Origin of the sequence: Mesorhizobium sp. BR1-1-6 (genome assembly GCF_020165355.1) — a bacterium.
In the GTDB taxonomy this organism is placed as follows: Bacteria; Pseudomonadota; Alphaproteobacteria; order Rhizobiales; family Rhizobiaceae; genus Mesorhizobium.
Window position 1 is genome coordinate 117,528 of record NZ_JAIUHZ010000005.1, and the last position, 14,654, is coordinate 132,181.

A 14,654-nucleotide genomic window follows, 5' to 3' on the forward strand; every position below is an offset into this window, starting at 1 on the left:
AGGTGCGCCGGGTTTATGGCGGGAAATGGGCAATTTCGTCGGCCTGACTTCTAGCGCAGGGGTTGTTCAGAAAGTGTTGCCAAAACATCACAACGACACGAGGCGGAGCTGGTGCGGTTTATCTGCAACGCAGCCCTGGGGCCGACAGGCTCGGCCACAGCCCCGGAACGAAAAAGGCCGGGCATTGCCCGGCCTTTCATTTGATTTTACAGAGACTTAGAACTTGATCTTCACACCACCAGAGATCGCCGTGATCAGATCATTCCCGAAATCGTAGCTGGCATCCTCGCCTGCAACATAGCCGTTCTCACCAGCCAATGTCCCCGAGTGGCCGCTGGTCAAAACGCCGACCGCTCCAGCGAGCCGCACTTCGATGTTGGGCTGCGGCGTATAGGCGACGCCGCCGCCCAGGGTCCACGTATCGGTCTGCGCACCATAGCCATGCGAGGTGCCACGATCCCAGGTCAATTGACCGGCGGCACTCCATTGATCATTGAACTTGTGGCCGATACCACCTGAAACGGTCCAGCCGTCACGATACATCAGGTCGAGCGACGTCACCTGACCCGGGCCGTTCGTGAAGCAAGCCGCCCCAGGCGCAATTGTTGGACAGATCGGAACGCTCTGCAGCACGCTCCAGTTGACCCACTTGATTGAGCCGAAGGCCAGCCAGTCAGGCGCAATACCGGACTGCAGTTTCAGTTCCAGCGAATCCGGCATCGACTCCTCTGCGCCATAGATCGGCCGAGAACCTCCAAGAATAGCTGGTAAGGTGAGTGTGCCCGAAATGTTGTCTAGCTTGACTTTCGAATTGTAGACCAAGCTGGCGCGGAGCGCGATATCAGGGATTTCGTAGGCAACGCCGGCGCGCCAGCCCCAACCGTTAGCCTCCAGATCGACACGACCAAGCAGCGGTTGTCCGAGGGGAGTAAAACCGACCAAGCTTTCCTTGAAGCCTGAAATGTCCTGATAGAACAACCCGCCGATAAAGCGGAGCTGGCCCTTGCCAGCATCAAACTTGTAGGAACAGGTGCCGGCGTAATTGTTGCTCTTGATATCGGTCTCGACGTTAGAAAGCGCTCCGTTCCACATACCTGGTGCGGTATGCGCGCCCCAAGGCTGCGAATAATCGACCATGCAGTCGACGCCCTGCACAACCTGGGCCTTCATTCCTATGCGCGGTACCCAATAGCCCTCGGCTCCGTCGGCCGAGGTACCAAGGCCGAGATTGGCTCCGCCGGGACCACGCGCATTCTCGTACTTACGGTCCGGCATCACATAGGTCGCTTCCGCGTCCGTCGCGAACGGCGCCGGATCAAACAGCAGGTCGATATCGTAGCCGCCACGTTCCAGGCCGCCGGCATGTGCCGAGCTCATTGCCGTCCCCAGCAAAGCCAGCGAAAAGCACCCTGCCCCCAGCAGTGCTTTCAAACGCAGATTGTTCATGGATGTCCTCCCCGAATAGTCAGTGCATCCAGCTAGAACCAATTCGGGTTAACGGTGCAACAACGAATTCTTGGGGCGTACATGTACATGTCCACCGGACGCATTCCGGACAAAATGCAGACCAGCGCAGCGAGGCAGAAAAACGGTTCGCCGGGCGTGTCTCACTCAGAAAAACGGGAGAAAATCGGCCAAAAAGGCCAAAAATAATCAGTTTTGAGCAGTCGAATGCCCCATTGTTACATTATGGCAACAATGGGGCGAAAACTTCCGTTTACGTCAACATTAACGCTACGGAATGCCGGTTTCGAGGCAAAAAGCCACCCCATTTTAGAGGGCCCTAAAGTCTCCCGAATCTGCCCTCAACCCGCTTCGCGAACCCTGGCCAGCGCCACCGAAAGCTTGCCCTGCGCCTCGCGGTATTCGGCCAGCTTTTCACGCTCGGCTTCCACGATCTCGGCCGGCGCGCTGGCGACGAATCTTTCGTTCGACAGCTTCTTGTGCAGGCGTGCGATCTCCTCGGTCACCTTGGCCAGTTCTTTCTGCAAGCGCGCGGCCTCGGCGGCGAGATCGATCAGGCTGCCGAGCGGCAGGCAGACCGTTGCCTCGTTGAGCACGATCTGCGCCGAGCCCTTGGGTGCGGCGTCAACCTGCGAGATGTCGCCGACGCGCGCCAGCCGCTTGATCGCGGCGGCGTGGCGCCCCAGCCGTTCGCGGGTAAGCGTGTTGGCTCCGATCACCATCAGCGGCGCGATGGCTGCCGGCGGCACGTTCATTTCCGAACGCACGGAACGAATGCCGGAGACGAGATCAACCAGCCAGTTGATGTCGGCGGCCGCTTCAGCGTCCTCGAAATCCGGCGACGGCCACGCGGCATGGCAAAGCAGCGAAGCGCGCTCCTTGCCCTCGCCCGCGGTCTGCGCCCAAAGTTCCTCGGTCATGAACGGCATCATCGGATGCAGGAGCTTGTAGATTTCGTCGAGCACGAAGGCGACGCAGGCGCGGCTTTCGGCCTTGGCCGCCTCGTCCGTGCCCATGAACACCGGCTTCAGCAGCTCCAGATACCAGTCGCAGAACAGGTTCCAGACGAAGCGGTAGGCCGCCCCCGCCGCCTCGTTGAAGCGATATGAGGTGATGCCGTCCGTGACCTCTCGCGCGGCGCGCGTCAGCTCGGTCAGGATCCAGCGGTTGACCGCCAGCTTAGCGTCGTTCAGCCAGAAATCGTCGTTGCGCGCGACTTCGTTCATCTCGGCGAAGCGCGTCGCGTTCCAAAGCTTGGTGCCGAAATTGCGGTAGCCGGCAATGCGCGCCGGGTCGAGCTTCACGTCACGCCCCTGCGCCGCCATCACCGTCAGCGTGAAGCGCAGCGCGTCGGCGCCATATTCGTCGATGAGGTCAAGCGGGTCGACGACGTTGCCTTTCGACTTCGACATCTTCTGCCCGTTCTTGTCGCGCACCAGCGCGTGCATGTACACGGTGTGGAACGGCTCCTCGTCCATGAAGTGCAGGCCCATCATCATCATGCGCGCGACCCAGAAGAAGATCAGGTCGAAGCCGGTCACCAGCACGTCGGTCTGGTAGTAGGTTTTCAGCTCCGGCGTCTCATCCGGCCAGCCCAGCGTCGAGAACGGCCACAGCGCCGAGGAAAACCAGGTATCGAGCACGTCCTCGTCACGGGTCAGGATTTCGCCCGGCTGGAAATTCTCGAGCTTGTCCTCGACCCAGGCCTTCCAGGGTCCTTCGAGCGCCAGATAATATTCGATCGCGGCACTCAGCGCCTCTTCCTCCGTCTTCTCGACGAAGACGCGCCCGTCCGGCCCATACCATGCCGGAATCTGGTGGCCCCACCAAAGCTGGCGCGAGATGCACCAGGGTTCAATGTTCTCCATCCACTGGAAGTACGTCTTTTCCCAATTCGCGGGTATGATCTTGGTACGCCCCTCGCGCACCGAGGCGATCGCCGGCTTGGCCAGTTCGGCGGCGTTTGCATACCACTGCTCGGTCAGGAACGGCTCGATCGGCACGCCGCCGCGATCACCATGCGGCACGGCGTGGCGATGCGGCTCGACCTTGTCGAGGAAGCCGCCTTCTTCCATCAATTCGACGATCCTCTTGCGCGCGACAAAGCGGTCAAGGCCGTTGAGTTCATCCCAGACGGCTTGGCGCTCCGGCGTCACCTCGAGCCCGGCGAGGAAATCCTCGTTGTCCCTGAGGTTTACCGCCGCCTCGACGGTGAGGATATTGATCGCCGGCAGCTTGTGGCGCTTGCCTACCTCGAAGTCGTTGAAGTCATGCGCCGGCGTTATCTTGACCGCGCCAGAGCCCTTCTCGGGGTCGGAATACTCATCCGCCACCACGGGAATCTTGCGGCCGACGATCGGCAGGACGACATTCTTGCCGACCAGGTGCCGGAAGCGCTCGTCGTCCGGATGCACGGCGACGGCCGTATCGCCCAGCATCGTCTCGGGGCGCGTCGTCGCCACGATGATGAAGGTCTTCGGGTTTTCCGGATCGAAGGCCACGCCTTCGACGGGATAGCGGAAGTGCCAGAGATTGCCGTTGACCTCCTGCTGCTCGACCTCGAGATCGGAGATCGCGGTGAGCAGCTTGGGATCCCAGTTCACAAGGCGCTTGTCCTTGTAGATCAGGCCTTCCTTGTAGAGCGTGACGAACACTTCGAGCACGGCCTTGGACAGGCCTTCGTCCATGGTGAAGCGTTCGCGCGACCAGTCGGCCGAGGCGCCGAGCCGCTTCAGCTGGTTGAGGATCGCGCCCCCGGATTCGGCTTTCCACTCCCACACTTTCTCGATGAACTGTTCACGGGTGAGGTCGCGGCGATGGATCTGCTTTTCCATCAACTGCCGCTCGACCACCATCTGCGTGGCGATGCCGGCATGGTCCATGCCCGGCTGCCACAGCACGTTCTTGCCGCGCATGCGCTCGAAGCGAACGAGAATATCCTGCAACGTGTTGTTGAGCGCGTGGCCCATATGCAGCGAGCCGGTGACGTTGGGCGGCGGGATGACGATGGTGAAGGCCTCAGCCCCCTCCTCGGCGCCGGCGCCGGCGCGAAACGCGTCGGCCTCTTCCCACACCTTGGCAATCTTCGGTTCGACGGTTTTGGCGTCGTAGGTCTTTTCAAGCATGGGAAAATGGTCCGCGCTGTCGGATTTTTGCTGGTCCGGTGTAAATCGGAAGGCTTTGACCGAGTCAACCGTAGGGGCCGCCTCGGCAACCGGCACAACAGAAAGAGGATCACCGTTCAGATAGTGTCTGTCCCGTATGCGACAATCCCTGGTGGCGTCGGCACTGTCACCGGCTCCAGCCGGAGAGGCATTGCACGCCTACGCCGCCCAATCCCAAATGCCAGCTCGCGTCGTACGAAACGAGGAATAGTGCGACGTCTCAGGACGCGCTGGAGTCCTCTGGTTTTTCTTTCAAAGCTTCGGCGAACTTGCGCATGAGCCGCACGAGTTCGTCGATGTCGTGTGCGTCCCAGCTTTCGAAAACGGCGCGAGCGTTTCTCTCTCGTGCTGCGTCGATCTTGTCGGTCATCGCCTTGCCCTTTGGCGTGACGACAGCCTCATTCACGCGGCGGTCTGTCTCGCTCTGCCGGCGCACGGCCAGGCCAAGGCTTTCGAGCTTCGCCACCTGACGGCTGACAGTGGTGTAATCGCGGCCAGCCCGGTCGGCGAGGTCCACTATCCCTATCGGCCCAAGCCGCTCTATCCCGACCAGCAGAGGAAACAGTGCGCGGTCGAGCGCAATTCCGGCCTCCTTTACCATCTGCTCATCGCGCTGAGGCCGGTTCATAAGGCTGGCAATCTCGATCAGCGCTCCGTGGAGTTCACGAATCTGATGACTCCCAATATGTGTATTTTTCACGCTTTTCATTGACAGCACTCCGACTCTCCATTATGTGCATTTTACACACAAGGAGATCGACATGACAAACGGTTTTGCGGCAGATGTGCTCATCTGCGGCGCAGGAGCGGCTGGCCTGACGCTGGGGATCGAGCTTGCACGGCGCGGTATATCCTTCCAGCTCATTGAGAAGATGAGCGAACCCTTCCGTGGCTCGCGCGGCAAGGGCATCCAGCCGAGGACACAGGAGATTTTCGAAGATCTTGGCATTCTCGACAGGGTCGTTGCCGCAGGCGGCGTCTATCCGCCGATGCGCGTGTATGGCGATGACGGCAGCTATATCGAAAAGGACACCGGCGAGCGCCCCGATCCGACGCCGGCAGAGCCTTACGCCATCGCGCTAATGATTCCGCAATTCCTCACCGAGCGGATCATGCGAGAGCGGCTGGCAGAACTAGGCCATAGGGTCGAGTACGGATGTGAGTTGGTTGGGTTCGAGCAAGGTGAGAACGGTGTCATGGCACGTCTTGCGGGGCCGAATGGCGAGCAAACCGTTCGCGCACGCTATCTTGTCGGGGCGGACGGCGGGCACAGCTTCGTGCGCGGCGCGCTCGGCTTGAATTTCCCCGGCAAGACGCTGGGCGTGCGTGCGGTCGTGGCGGATGTGCTGTTGACCGGGCTGGACCGCGATGCGTGGCACCAGTTCAACGACGGTGACATGGAGCGAATGGTCGCGATTTGCCCGCTCGCCGGAACCGATCTCTTCCAGATTCAGGCACCCATTCTGCTGGACGGCGAAGTGGACCTCTCAGCAGAACAGCTGGGGCGCTTGATTAATGAGCGGACCGGCCGCGGCGACGTGCGGGTGGATTCGGTCGCCTGGGCGTCGGCCTACCTGATGAACGCCCGGCTTGCCGATCGCTACCGGGTCGATCGGGTATTCCTCGTTGGCGATGCAGCTCATATCCATCCGCCAACCGGCGGCCAGGGCCTGAACACCAGCGTGCAGGATGCCTATAATCTGGGCTGGAAACTTGCCGCCGTCCTCGACGGCGCGGATGATTGCCTGCTCGACACCTATGAGCAGGAACGACGTCCGGTCGCAGAATCGGTTCTCGGCCTTTCGACCCGGCTGCTCGACACCCAGAAACAGGGTGGAATGCACCGCGGCCGCGAGGTGCGCCAGCTCGATATCGCCTATCCGGAATCGCCGCTCTCCAGGGAAATGGCCGAACGCAGCAGCGGCCCGCACGCGGGGGACCGCGCGCCGGATGCCCAAATCAGGGGCGCGGCGGGGCAACCATGGCGACTGTTCCAATTGCTGCAAGGGCCGCATTGGACACTGCTTGTTCATCAAGCCGGGAGAGAGACGGTTGGGCCACTCAAGGGGCTGCATGTCCACCACATCGGCCCGCAAGGCGATGTCATCGATGCCTGGGGACACCTTCGCGATGCTTATGCACTGGCACCGGGCGAGTGTGTGCTGATCCGGCCGGACGGATATATCGGTGTGATGGCGATTCTTGATGCAGACCGAACCGCGAAGCTCGAAACCTATTTGGCCCGCATGGGCCTAGTCCAACCCGGAGAAGACCCGAAAGACTGCCGAGATATGTTCGAACAATGAGGTTGGCGGGCTCTATGCTTGGGTCGGGCCTATATGAAGCGTGGAGCGGCGTGGTCGTGGCAATCGCCATCATCGGAGCTATTATTGCGGCCACCGCCTCCTTCGACGTGCCGATCCTGAGATTACCGTGCCTGCGCCAGGGTGAAGGCGCAGCGGTGTCCAACTAGCCACCTAAGGCGACCCGGGAAAATCATTACGCGCCGCGCGCCACGCGCTCGATCTCCTCGCGCACCAGGCGCTCGACCAGCGTTGGCAGGTTGTTGTCCAGCCAGTCCTGCAGCATCGGCCGCAGCATCTCCTCGGCCATCTCGTCGAATGTCTTCTTGCTGCGGCTGGCAAAGGCGTCGGAGAGTTCGCCAAAGGCCGCGGCGACCTGCCGGCCCGTATGCTCGGAAAGGATTGCCGGACGGGCCGCAGGCGTTTCATCCGCCGCCTTGCGCGCCTCGTCGGTGCTCGCCGGGGCGGCGATCGAAGGGGTCCGCTCGAACGCCGGCTCCGGCATCGGCTCGTCCACCGGCGCTTCGGGCTGGACAACCGGCTTGCGAATGCCTGGTATCGCCTTCGCCTGCTCGCCGACCGCTGCGATCTCGCGGCGCCAATCGGCGACGATGGCATCGCTTGCCGCGCCGGCCTCGGGCGTCGCGGGCCTGTCGGTCCTTTCGGCGGGCAGCGGCTCGGCGGCGATCCGGGCGCTCACCTCGGCAAGCGTCATCGACGCCCTTGGTGCCACGGGATCGGTTCGCTCCGGCGCTTCCATGCGCGCGACCGTTGGTTCGGCCGCCGATGTCTGTGCCTGCACCTCCGCCAGCGTGACCGGCTTCCTGACCTCGGGAGCGGCATGCAATTCGGCGCGGAACGCATCGACGTCGGGAGCGGCGCCCGCCGGCTTCAGATCCTGCCGCAAGTCATCGGCATCGTCCGGCTGCTTGCGGCCGCTGTCGCTGTCCTCGATGATCCTCCTGATGGAAGCCAGTATCTCTTCCATGGAAGGTTCGCGCTGTGCGCTGCTTGCCGTTGCCATCGTCACATCCGCCGCCCTTGTGACCTGTTACAGACTTCCGCTCCGGTAAAAGCCGGATTCGAATCATGGCGACAGCGTAACCGACGGAGCGCCGTACGAGAATCCCCATTCTGGGGACATGTGGGATTTCAACAGATTAGCGCAATTCGTCGAAAAGCATGTGACGGGTTGCCGGCGCAGTTGCGCAAACAACGAAGCGACCGGCGTTTCGATCGAACGCCGGGTCGCTTCGAGAGAACTACTCGAATCTGTGGAGTTTAGCGGCCATCCGGCGTGCGCAGGCCGATCCACTTGTCCTTGACGGCATTGTAGTGCTCTTCAGGCCTGTACTTCGTCGCCTGCAGCGCAAGGCGCTCGGCCGAGAGGCGGCCGATCGCCGACAGGATGGCATAACTCGCCACCACAACGTCGTGCTCGGAATTTGCCTGGTTGATCTTGGCGGTGATGACGGTGGCCTGCGCGTTGAGCACGTCCAGCGTGGTGCGCTGGCCGACATTGCGTTCCTCGATGACACCGTTCAGCGCCAGTTGAGCGGCGTCGATCACCTGCCTGTTGGCGGCGACGCTCTGCTGCGCGGCGGTGTATTGCGACCACGCCGAGGCGACGGCCTGGCGCACCTGGTCGCGGCTGACATCGACCTGGATGCGGGCCTCGCCAAGCGATTCCTTGTTCTGTCGCACGACCGCCGAGGTGCGGCCGCCCGAATAGATCGGGATCGTCAGTGTCGCACCGATGTTGGCCGAGGTCGAACCGCCGTTGCTCCCCTGGAGGTCGGGATTGCGATGCAGATAATCCTCCGAAATGCCGGCCGACGCGGAAAGCTGCGGCAGCAATGCGCCCTCGGACGACTTCACCGAAAACGCGGCCGCATCGACCAGATGCTGGGTGGCGAGGATCGCCGGATGCTCGGCCGAGGCGATGGCTATCGCCGAATCGAGGCTCGGCGGCAGCAGCCTGGCCAATGGCGAGGCAGGCCTGAGCTTGCCCGGCTCGTCACCGACGATCTGGTGATAGCTCGCCGCACTTGCCAGCGCCTGCGCGCGGGCGGCGCTGAGCGACGCCACGGCGGAAGCGCGCGACGCATCGGCCTGCGCAACGTCGGTGCGCGTGCCTTCGCCGACCTCGAACCGTGAGCGCGCGGCGCGCGCCTGCTCGGTCAGGAACTGCAGATTCTGCTCCGTCAGCACCGCGATCTGCCGGTCGCGAATCACGTCCATATAGGCCGTGGCCGCGCTCAACAACGTGTTCTCCTCGGTGTTGCGCAGGCTTTCGACGGATGCCTTGACCCGCGATTCGGCTGCCGCCACATTGTTTCTCGTCTGGAAGCCGTCGAACAGGCTCTGGTTTATGACGATGGCCACACTGGCCGACCCCGTCTTGACGTTGGCGCCGCTGGCACGGGTATTCACATAATTCGTGTCGGCCGTCCCGGTGATGGTCGGGCGCCAGCCGGACTTGGCGATGGCCACGCTCTCATCGGTGACGCGTACGCCGGCTCGGGAGGCATTCAGCGAGGAATTGTATTGATAGGCCTTTGCAAGCGCGCCGGAGATGGTTTCGGCCGAGGCGGCCAGCGGGGAAAGCGCGGTCGCCGAAACGAGGACGGCGGTGAAAAGTGACTTGCGTAGAGACGGCACCATTAAACCCTCATTCGTTTTCCATGGGAACCACGCCGCACCGGCTTCTCCTTAGAGAACCGGAGCGGCGTGTCAGAATGTTCCCTGTCGCTCGGCCCAAAGTGCCCCCATTGGGATCAGCAACGATTGTTCAAATGCAAGCGACCATGACAAAGCCTCTGCTGCAAGGCCAAATCATTCAGAATTCGAAAGCATGCTCACGTTCGAACCCGGGTAGTGGCTTAATTGCCGCATTAAATGCCCGTCTACCGGTTACAACCCCCCCTGCTTTGAAAAAAAGCCGCGCCACGCCAGAATTGCCCTGCCCTTCGACCGCGACGAGGCGGCCGCCTTCGGCGAGCTGGTCGAGCAGCGCCGCCGGCACTTTGCCAACGCTGCCGCCCACGAAGACGACATCGTAGGGCGCCTTGGCCGCATATCCCTGCGGCAGCGGGCCCTGGACCACGGTCACATTGCCGCAGCCCAGCGATGAGAGCACCGACTTTGCGGTTTCGGCCAGCGCCGAATCACTTTCAAGCGCCACCACGGAGCCCGCCAGTCGCGACAGGATGGCCGAGGCATAGCCGGTGCCGCAGCCGACATCGAGGACCGAATCAGCCTGACTGATCTCGGCCAGTTGCATCAGCTTGGCCAGCGGCGAAGGCTCCATCAGATATCGCGCGCCGCCGGGGCCGTCCGCGATGCGGATGTCTTCGTCGATGTAGGCGAGATTGCGCTGGCGTTCGTCGACGAAAAGCTCGCGCGGCACGGAAAGCATGGCGTCGAGCAGCGGCGTGCTGGTCACGTCGGTGGTGCGGATCTGGCCATCGACCATCTTGACGCGAAGCTCGGAGAAATCAGCGCTCATGTCCCAACCAATCCGCTTGCCGCGCCACATCGCGGTTCATTTAGACGGGAACGGCGAGCTCCCTGCGCTGACGCGCGGGAGCCCGGAGATTGGAGGCCTCGCCCGGAATCGAACCGGGGTGCAAGGATTTGCAGTCCTCTGCGTAACCACTCCGCCACGAGGCCTCGTTACTCCCGGCGTTCCACCCGGTTCCAATAGGTTGCGGCGAAAAAGCCGTCAAGCGGCGACAATGCATTCGCGACGGTTTCGCCTGCGCCAGTCCCCGCACCCCGCCCCAAATGCGAGACAGGGCGGTTCGAGCTGCGTTAGCAAGCCGTTAAGCATGGCGGATGATCGAGAGAAACTCCGCGCACCGGGCTGCGTTGAGGCCGAGGAGGACTGCGCCATGCGGCTGGCCAAACCTGACGAGTCGACCAACAATGCGGACAGCTCACCGCTGCTGGGGTGCGAGGAGCTGGTGCGCTACGCCATGGATTGCCTCAAGATAGAAGGCACCGGCCGGCTTTCGCCGCGCGACCGCGCGCGCCTTGCCTCGGCTTCCGCCGTCCTGAAGGAAATCAGCGAGGATCTGAGAGCAGGCCAGCAGGACGCCCCGGAGGAGGCGAGCACTGGAACGCAGGATAGCGCTGCGATTTGATTCGGGCCCCAAAGGCCGCCGCGACGAAGCCGGGCAAGGTCCCCGGCGTGGCCGATCAATCCGGCCGGCGCCGCCGTTCCCACCAGACGACGAACCGGCGCCGATGGCGGCGCACCATGGCGAATTCGTAGGAGAGCACCAAAAGTCCGAGCGGCACCATCCAGAAACCGAGAATCGGCAAGAACCCCAGAATGCCGCCAATCGTCAAAAGCACGCCGATTGCAATCCTGAGGCCGCGCGAACGCGGCATGGTGAACTTGCGCCCGAAGACCGATATCTTTCGCGCCGGTGCCTGGTTTTCTTCTGCTGCAGTCATCTCGAATGGCTGGTCCGTCTGGTGGCTTGAGGATGTCACTTGACGAAAGCCGCGACCGCGCATTCGGTTCCGCGCCCCTCGCAAGACGGCTAATATGAGGACGAACGCCGCCGATTGCGAGAAACGCCTGAGCGAAAAAGTCTCGGAAAAATGCGAAATGGTTCTTTGCAAAGCCGAAAAGGGTTTGCTATAGGCTGCGCCACTCGCATGAGAGCCTCTGTTCCCCGGTAGCTCAGTGGTAGAGCAACCGGCTGTTAACCGGTTGGTCGCTGGTTCGAATCCGGCCCGGGGAGCCACTTAATCCAGAAATGTCTTTAAACCCAAGCACTGCAAGGGTTTCGCCTCCCAGAGGTACACTGCGGGGTACACTGGGCTATGACGATCGGCGTGAACCACATTCAGAAACGCGGCAAAGCCGGATGGCGCTACAGGCGCAAAATCCCTGGAGAACTTCGGGTTATTTTGGGCACGCGAGAACACCTCGTGCCCGCTTGGCGCCACTGACCAGGAGGCCCTCAAGAAATACCCTGGGGTTCATGCAGGGGCCGAGAAGTTTTTTGTCCGACGCGGTCAAGCGCGCGAACGGCCCCGACAGAGTGGGATCAGTTCCGCGACGAAATAGCCGCTGCTTGCAAAACGGGATTTGGCGAGGTCATCGAAGCGGCGCGATTCTATGTCGAATTCGGCGTGCCTGAAGGTCACGTCGCCTTCCACGCAGCGGCTCGATACACCGATCCGTTCCGCTCAATGTTGTCGAGCAAGCCGTCTCTCGAAGAAACCAAAGCCGATAGTGATCAATGCCGCCAGCAGGAAATATCCTAGCGCGGCGGCGAACAGAGGCTCGTAGACCCGAAATGTCTGCGCGCGAACGAGGTTCGCCGCGCCCATCAGTTCGAACACCGTGATCGTCGACGCCAGTGCGGTCCCCTTCAAAAGCAGGATATTCTGGCCGCCGATCGCCGGCAAAGCCAACCTGAAAGCCTGCGGGAGAAGGACGGAAATCATGATCCGTGTTTTCGACAGGCCAAGCGATTGGCCGGCCTCACGCTGCCCTTCTGGAATGGCCTGTATCGCCCCTCTCCAAATCTCGCCACAGTAGGCCGCAGTGTTCAGGGAAAGGGTAAAAAACGCATAGAAGTCCGCGCCTCGCAAAATGGGCCAGAGCGGGCTGTAGCGGATCGAGGGGATACCCGAGAGAATTTGGCCGATACCGAAGTAGCAGAGGTAAAGCTGGACCAAGAGCGGGGTCCCCCGGAACGCGAGGATAAACGCAACCGCTGGATATCGCAGCCATTTGCTGTTGGATAGCCGGGCCAGTGCAACCGGGATGGCAAGCAAATTGCCGACCACCGCACAGCCGAGGAACAGGATTATGGTGACCTGGACGCCGGCCAGAAGCTGATTGGCAAGGTAGGCTCCAAACTCAGTCACGCTAGCCCCGCCTCCCGCTACGGACGGTGGCTGTTTCGAGGGCATGGAAAAGCATCGCCGATATGCCCGACATGGCGAGGAACACGAACGCGATCGCGCAATAGAACATGAAGTAATCGCGCGTCGCGCCGGCAGCCATCTTGCCGGCGAGAACGAGCTCGGTAAAACCGATCAGGCTGACCAGTGAGCTTTCCTTCAAGACGACCAGCCACAAATTGCCAAGCCCCGGCAAGGCCAGGGGAACCATTTGCGGCACGGTCACCAGGAAGAAGGTCTGGCGCCGTGTCAGACCGAGTGAATAGGCTGCCTCGACCTGACCTCGCGGGATGGCCACGATCGCGCCGCGCAGGACCTCCGTGCTGTAGCCGCCTTGAACGATCCCAAGCGACAGCGTCGCGGCGACAAACCCATTGACCTGGAATTCGGAAGTCAGTCCCGCCAGGCTCACGGCCCAGCGCAACGCGTCCGTCGCGGTATAGTAGACGAGAAATATGATGAGAATGTCCGGTACGGACCGGATGATTGTCGTATAGGCAACGGCTGCGGAGACCGCCACGCGGTTCTTCGAGATCTTGGCCACCGCACCCATGAGGCCGAGGGTCAGGCCCACGAGATAGGCGCTGATCGAAATTCCAAGGCTCAGGCAAGCGCCAAGAAGCAATTCGTCGCCCCAGCCCTTGTCCCCGAAGCTGAGCAGGGTTGCCCAAGACACGGTCGAGTTCATACAGCGCGTTCCAGTTCAATGAAGATGGCGACGGCCGCCCCGTGGCGGCCGTTCCCGGGCCTGAACCAGATGATCAATCGCCGTAAATGTTGAAATCGAAATAGCGCTTGGTGATCGTCTCGTACTCGCCGCTGGCGCGCACCGCCTTGAGTGCTGCATTGAGGCGGTCCCTCAGAGCGGTGTCTTCCTTGCGCAGGCCGCCGCCGTCGCCGTATCCAAACATTTTCTCATGCGGCAGCGTCACCTTGATTTCATAAGCTTGGCCCTCCGGCTTCTTCAAGAAATCCTGGATCTGGATGCCTGCCGCAGCCATGAGATCCACGCGTCCGGCCTGGATGTCCGCGATTTCGTCATCGAGTGTTGGATAGATCTTCACTTCGGCAATGCCGTTGAACTTATCCTGCATGTAGGTCGCCTGCAGGCTGGCACTCTGTGCCGCGACCGCAATCCCCTTGAATGTCTCCGGCTTGGTCACGTCGAACTGCCGCGTATCCGCCTTGGCGCCGACAAGCACGTTGGGCGAATAGTAGTACTTGTCGGTGAAATCGATCACCTCCTTGCGCTTGTCCGTGATCGACATCGAGCTCCAGATGACGTCGAACTTCTTGGCCAACAGCGCGGGAATGATGCCGTCCCAGGCGATATCGACGATCTCACATTTCGCCTTCATCTCTTTGCAAACGGCATTCATCAGGTCGATTTCCCAGCCCTGCCAGGTGCCGCTGGCATCCTTGACGGAGAAAGGCGGGTATGGCTCCGCGGCGACACCGAAACGGATGACATCGTCGGCCGCCGACGATGAATTGGCGGCGCCAAATACCGCCACGATCAGTGACAAGGCGAGTGCAAGCTTTTTCATGATTGTTCCCCTTTTTGTTTATGTGGATTTGTATCTTCCGCAATGATGATGCTGGTAGCCGGGCATCTGCCGATCTTTCGACGTCGGCCCGTGACCAGCCGGGAGCATCGAGCATCGTGGACTGGTTCGGATGTCGGCGATGCGAACTTGGCCATTCGGCTCGGTCGACCTTCTTTCAGGGCGGTGTTTGAAAACGCTAACAGTTCAAATGATCTCGATCTAATGCCCCCTGCCGTGCGGTTCATCAC

General features: G+C 61.6%; 12 protein-coding genes and 2 tRNA genes. 3 read left to right on the forward strand and 11 right to left on the reverse strand.

The window, feature by feature from the left end; all coding sequences use genetic code 11:
* Positions 1 to 216 precede the first annotated feature (216 nt).
* The 3 genes from LB545_RS12595 to LB545_RS12605 all read right to left on the reverse strand — a co-directional run bounded on the left by LB545_RS12595 (position 217) and on the right by LB545_RS12605 (position 5,346).
* Entirely contained in the window at positions 217 to 1,446 is a 1,230-nt protein-coding gene (locus LB545_RS12595) for an OmpP1/FadL family transporter (protein WP_140495753.1), read from the reverse strand.
* 359 nt (positions 1,447 to 1,805) lie between these two features.
* On the reverse strand, positions 1,806 to 4,589 hold the full coding sequence (locus tag LB545_RS12600) for a valine--tRNA ligase (protein WP_140521040.1): 2,784 nt from the start codon (positions 4,587 to 4,589) through the stop codon (positions 1,806 to 1,808).
* A 259-nt stretch (positions 4,590 to 4,848) separates the two neighbouring features.
* Positions 4,849 to 5,346: a MarR family winged helix-turn-helix transcriptional regulator gene (locus LB545_RS12605; RefSeq protein WP_140517148.1), complete on the reverse strand. Its 498-nt coding sequence runs from the start codon at positions 5,344 to 5,346 to the stop codon at positions 4,849 to 4,851.
* A gap of 43 nt (positions 5,347 to 5,389) precedes the next feature.
* Between LB545_RS12605 and LB545_RS12610 the strand changes: the two genes are divergently transcribed.
* Positions 5,390 to 6,934: an FAD-dependent oxidoreductase gene (locus tag LB545_RS12610; RefSeq protein ID WP_140517150.1), complete on the forward strand. Its 1,545-nt coding sequence runs from the start codon at positions 5,390 to 5,392 to the stop codon at positions 6,932 to 6,934.
* 193 nt (positions 6,935 to 7,127) lie between these two features.
* Here LB545_RS12610 and LB545_RS12615 read toward each other — a convergent pair whose 3' ends face one another.
* The 4 genes from LB545_RS12615 to LB545_RS12630 form a co-directional block, all read right to left on the reverse strand.
* Positions 7,128 to 7,955, reverse strand: coding sequence for a PopZ family protein (locus tag LB545_RS12615; RefSeq protein ID WP_224705165.1), 828 nt, complete (start codon positions 7,953 to 7,955; stop codon positions 7,128 to 7,130).
* A gap of 257 nt (positions 7,956 to 8,212) precedes the next feature.
* Positions 8,213 to 9,592: a TolC family outer membrane protein gene (locus LB545_RS12620; RefSeq protein ID WP_140495878.1), complete on the reverse strand. Its 1,380-nt coding sequence runs from the start codon at positions 9,590 to 9,592 to the stop codon at positions 8,213 to 8,215.
* Between the two features lie 178 nt (positions 9,593 to 9,770).
* Positions 9,771 to 10,439 (reverse strand): protein-L-isoaspartate O-methyltransferase family protein, encoded by a 669-nt coding sequence (locus LB545_RS12625; protein ID WP_140495747.1) that lies wholly within the window; start codon positions 10,437 to 10,439, stop codon positions 9,771 to 9,773.
* A 90-nt stretch (positions 10,440 to 10,529) separates the two neighbouring features.
* Positions 10,530 to 10,603 (reverse strand) — tRNA-Cys (locus LB545_RS12630).
* A 221-nt stretch (positions 10,604 to 10,824) separates the two neighbouring features.
* Between LB545_RS12630 and LB545_RS12635 the strand changes: the two genes are divergently transcribed.
* Entirely contained in the window at positions 10,825 to 11,076 is a 252-nt protein-coding gene (locus tag LB545_RS12635) for a hypothetical protein (RefSeq protein ID WP_140579773.1), read from the forward strand.
* Positions 11,077 to 11,131: 55 nt separating this feature from the next.
* Here LB545_RS12635 and LB545_RS12640 read toward each other — a convergent pair whose 3' ends face one another.
* Complete coding sequence (locus LB545_RS12640) at positions 11,132 to 11,392, reverse strand: hypothetical protein (RefSeq protein ID WP_140495745.1); 261 nt, start codon at positions 11,390 to 11,392, stop codon at positions 11,132 to 11,134.
* Positions 11,393 to 11,613: 221 nt separating this feature from the next.
* Between LB545_RS12640 and LB545_RS12645 the strand changes: the two genes are divergently transcribed.
* Positions 11,614 to 11,688, forward strand: a tRNA-Asn gene (locus tag LB545_RS12645).
* A 448-nt stretch (positions 11,689 to 12,136) separates the two neighbouring features.
* Here LB545_RS12645 and LB545_RS12650 read toward each other — a convergent pair.
* The 3 genes from LB545_RS12650 to LB545_RS12660 form a co-directional block, all read right to left on the reverse strand.
* On the reverse strand, positions 12,137 to 12,823 hold the full coding sequence (locus tag LB545_RS12650; protein WP_224705167.1) for an ABC transporter permease: 687 nt from the start codon (positions 12,821 to 12,823) through the stop codon (positions 12,137 to 12,139).
* A 1-nt stretch (position 12,824) separates the two neighbouring features.
* Positions 12,825 to 13,547, reverse strand: a complete 723-nt coding sequence (locus LB545_RS12655; protein ID WP_224705170.1) for an ABC transporter permease — start codon at positions 13,545 to 13,547, stop codon at positions 12,825 to 12,827.
* 73 nt (positions 13,548 to 13,620) lie between these two features.
* On the reverse strand, positions 13,621 to 14,406 hold the full coding sequence (locus LB545_RS12660) for a transporter substrate-binding domain-containing protein (RefSeq protein WP_140495742.1): 786 nt from the start codon (positions 14,404 to 14,406) through the stop codon (positions 13,621 to 13,623).
* Positions 14,407 to 14,654: the final 248 nt, after the last annotated feature.

What these genes read in the sequence shown, in the direction of transcription:
- LB545_RS12595 (WP_140495753.1), bottom strand. Translation starts at nt 1,446, where the DNA reads ATGAACAATCTGCGTTTGAAAGCACTGCTGGGGGCAGGGTGCTTTTCG.
- LB545_RS12600 (WP_140521040.1), bottom strand. Translation starts at nt 4,589, where the DNA reads ATGCTTGAAAAGACCTACGACGCCAAAACCGTCGAACCGAAGATTGCC.
- LB545_RS12610 (WP_140517150.1), top strand. Translation starts at nt 5,390, where the DNA reads ATGACAAACGGTTTTGCGGCAGATGTGCTCATCTGCGGCGCAGGAGCG.
- LB545_RS12615 (WP_224705165.1), bottom strand. Translation starts at nt 7,955, where the DNA reads ATGGCAACGGCAAGCAGCGCACAGCGCGAACCTTCCATGGAAGAGATA.
- LB545_RS12625 (WP_140495747.1), bottom strand. Translation starts at nt 10,439, where the DNA reads ATGAGCGCTGATTTCTCCGAGCTTCGCGTCAAGATGGTCGATGGCCAG.
- LB545_RS12635 (WP_140579773.1), top strand. Translation starts at nt 10,825, where the DNA reads ATGCGGCTGGCCAAACCTGACGAGTCGACCAACAATGCGGACAGCTCA.
- LB545_RS12640 (WP_140495745.1), bottom strand. Translation starts at nt 11,392, where the DNA reads ATGACTGCAGCAGAAGAAAACCAGGCACCGGCGCGAAAGATATCGGTC.
- LB545_RS12655 (WP_224705170.1), bottom strand. Translation starts at nt 13,547, where the DNA reads ATGAACTCGACCGTGTCTTGGGCAACCCTGCTCAGCTTCGGGGACAAG.
- LB545_RS12660 (WP_140495742.1), bottom strand. Translation starts at nt 14,406, where the DNA reads ATGAAAAAGCTTGCACTCGCCTTGTCACTGATCGTGGCGGTATTTGGC.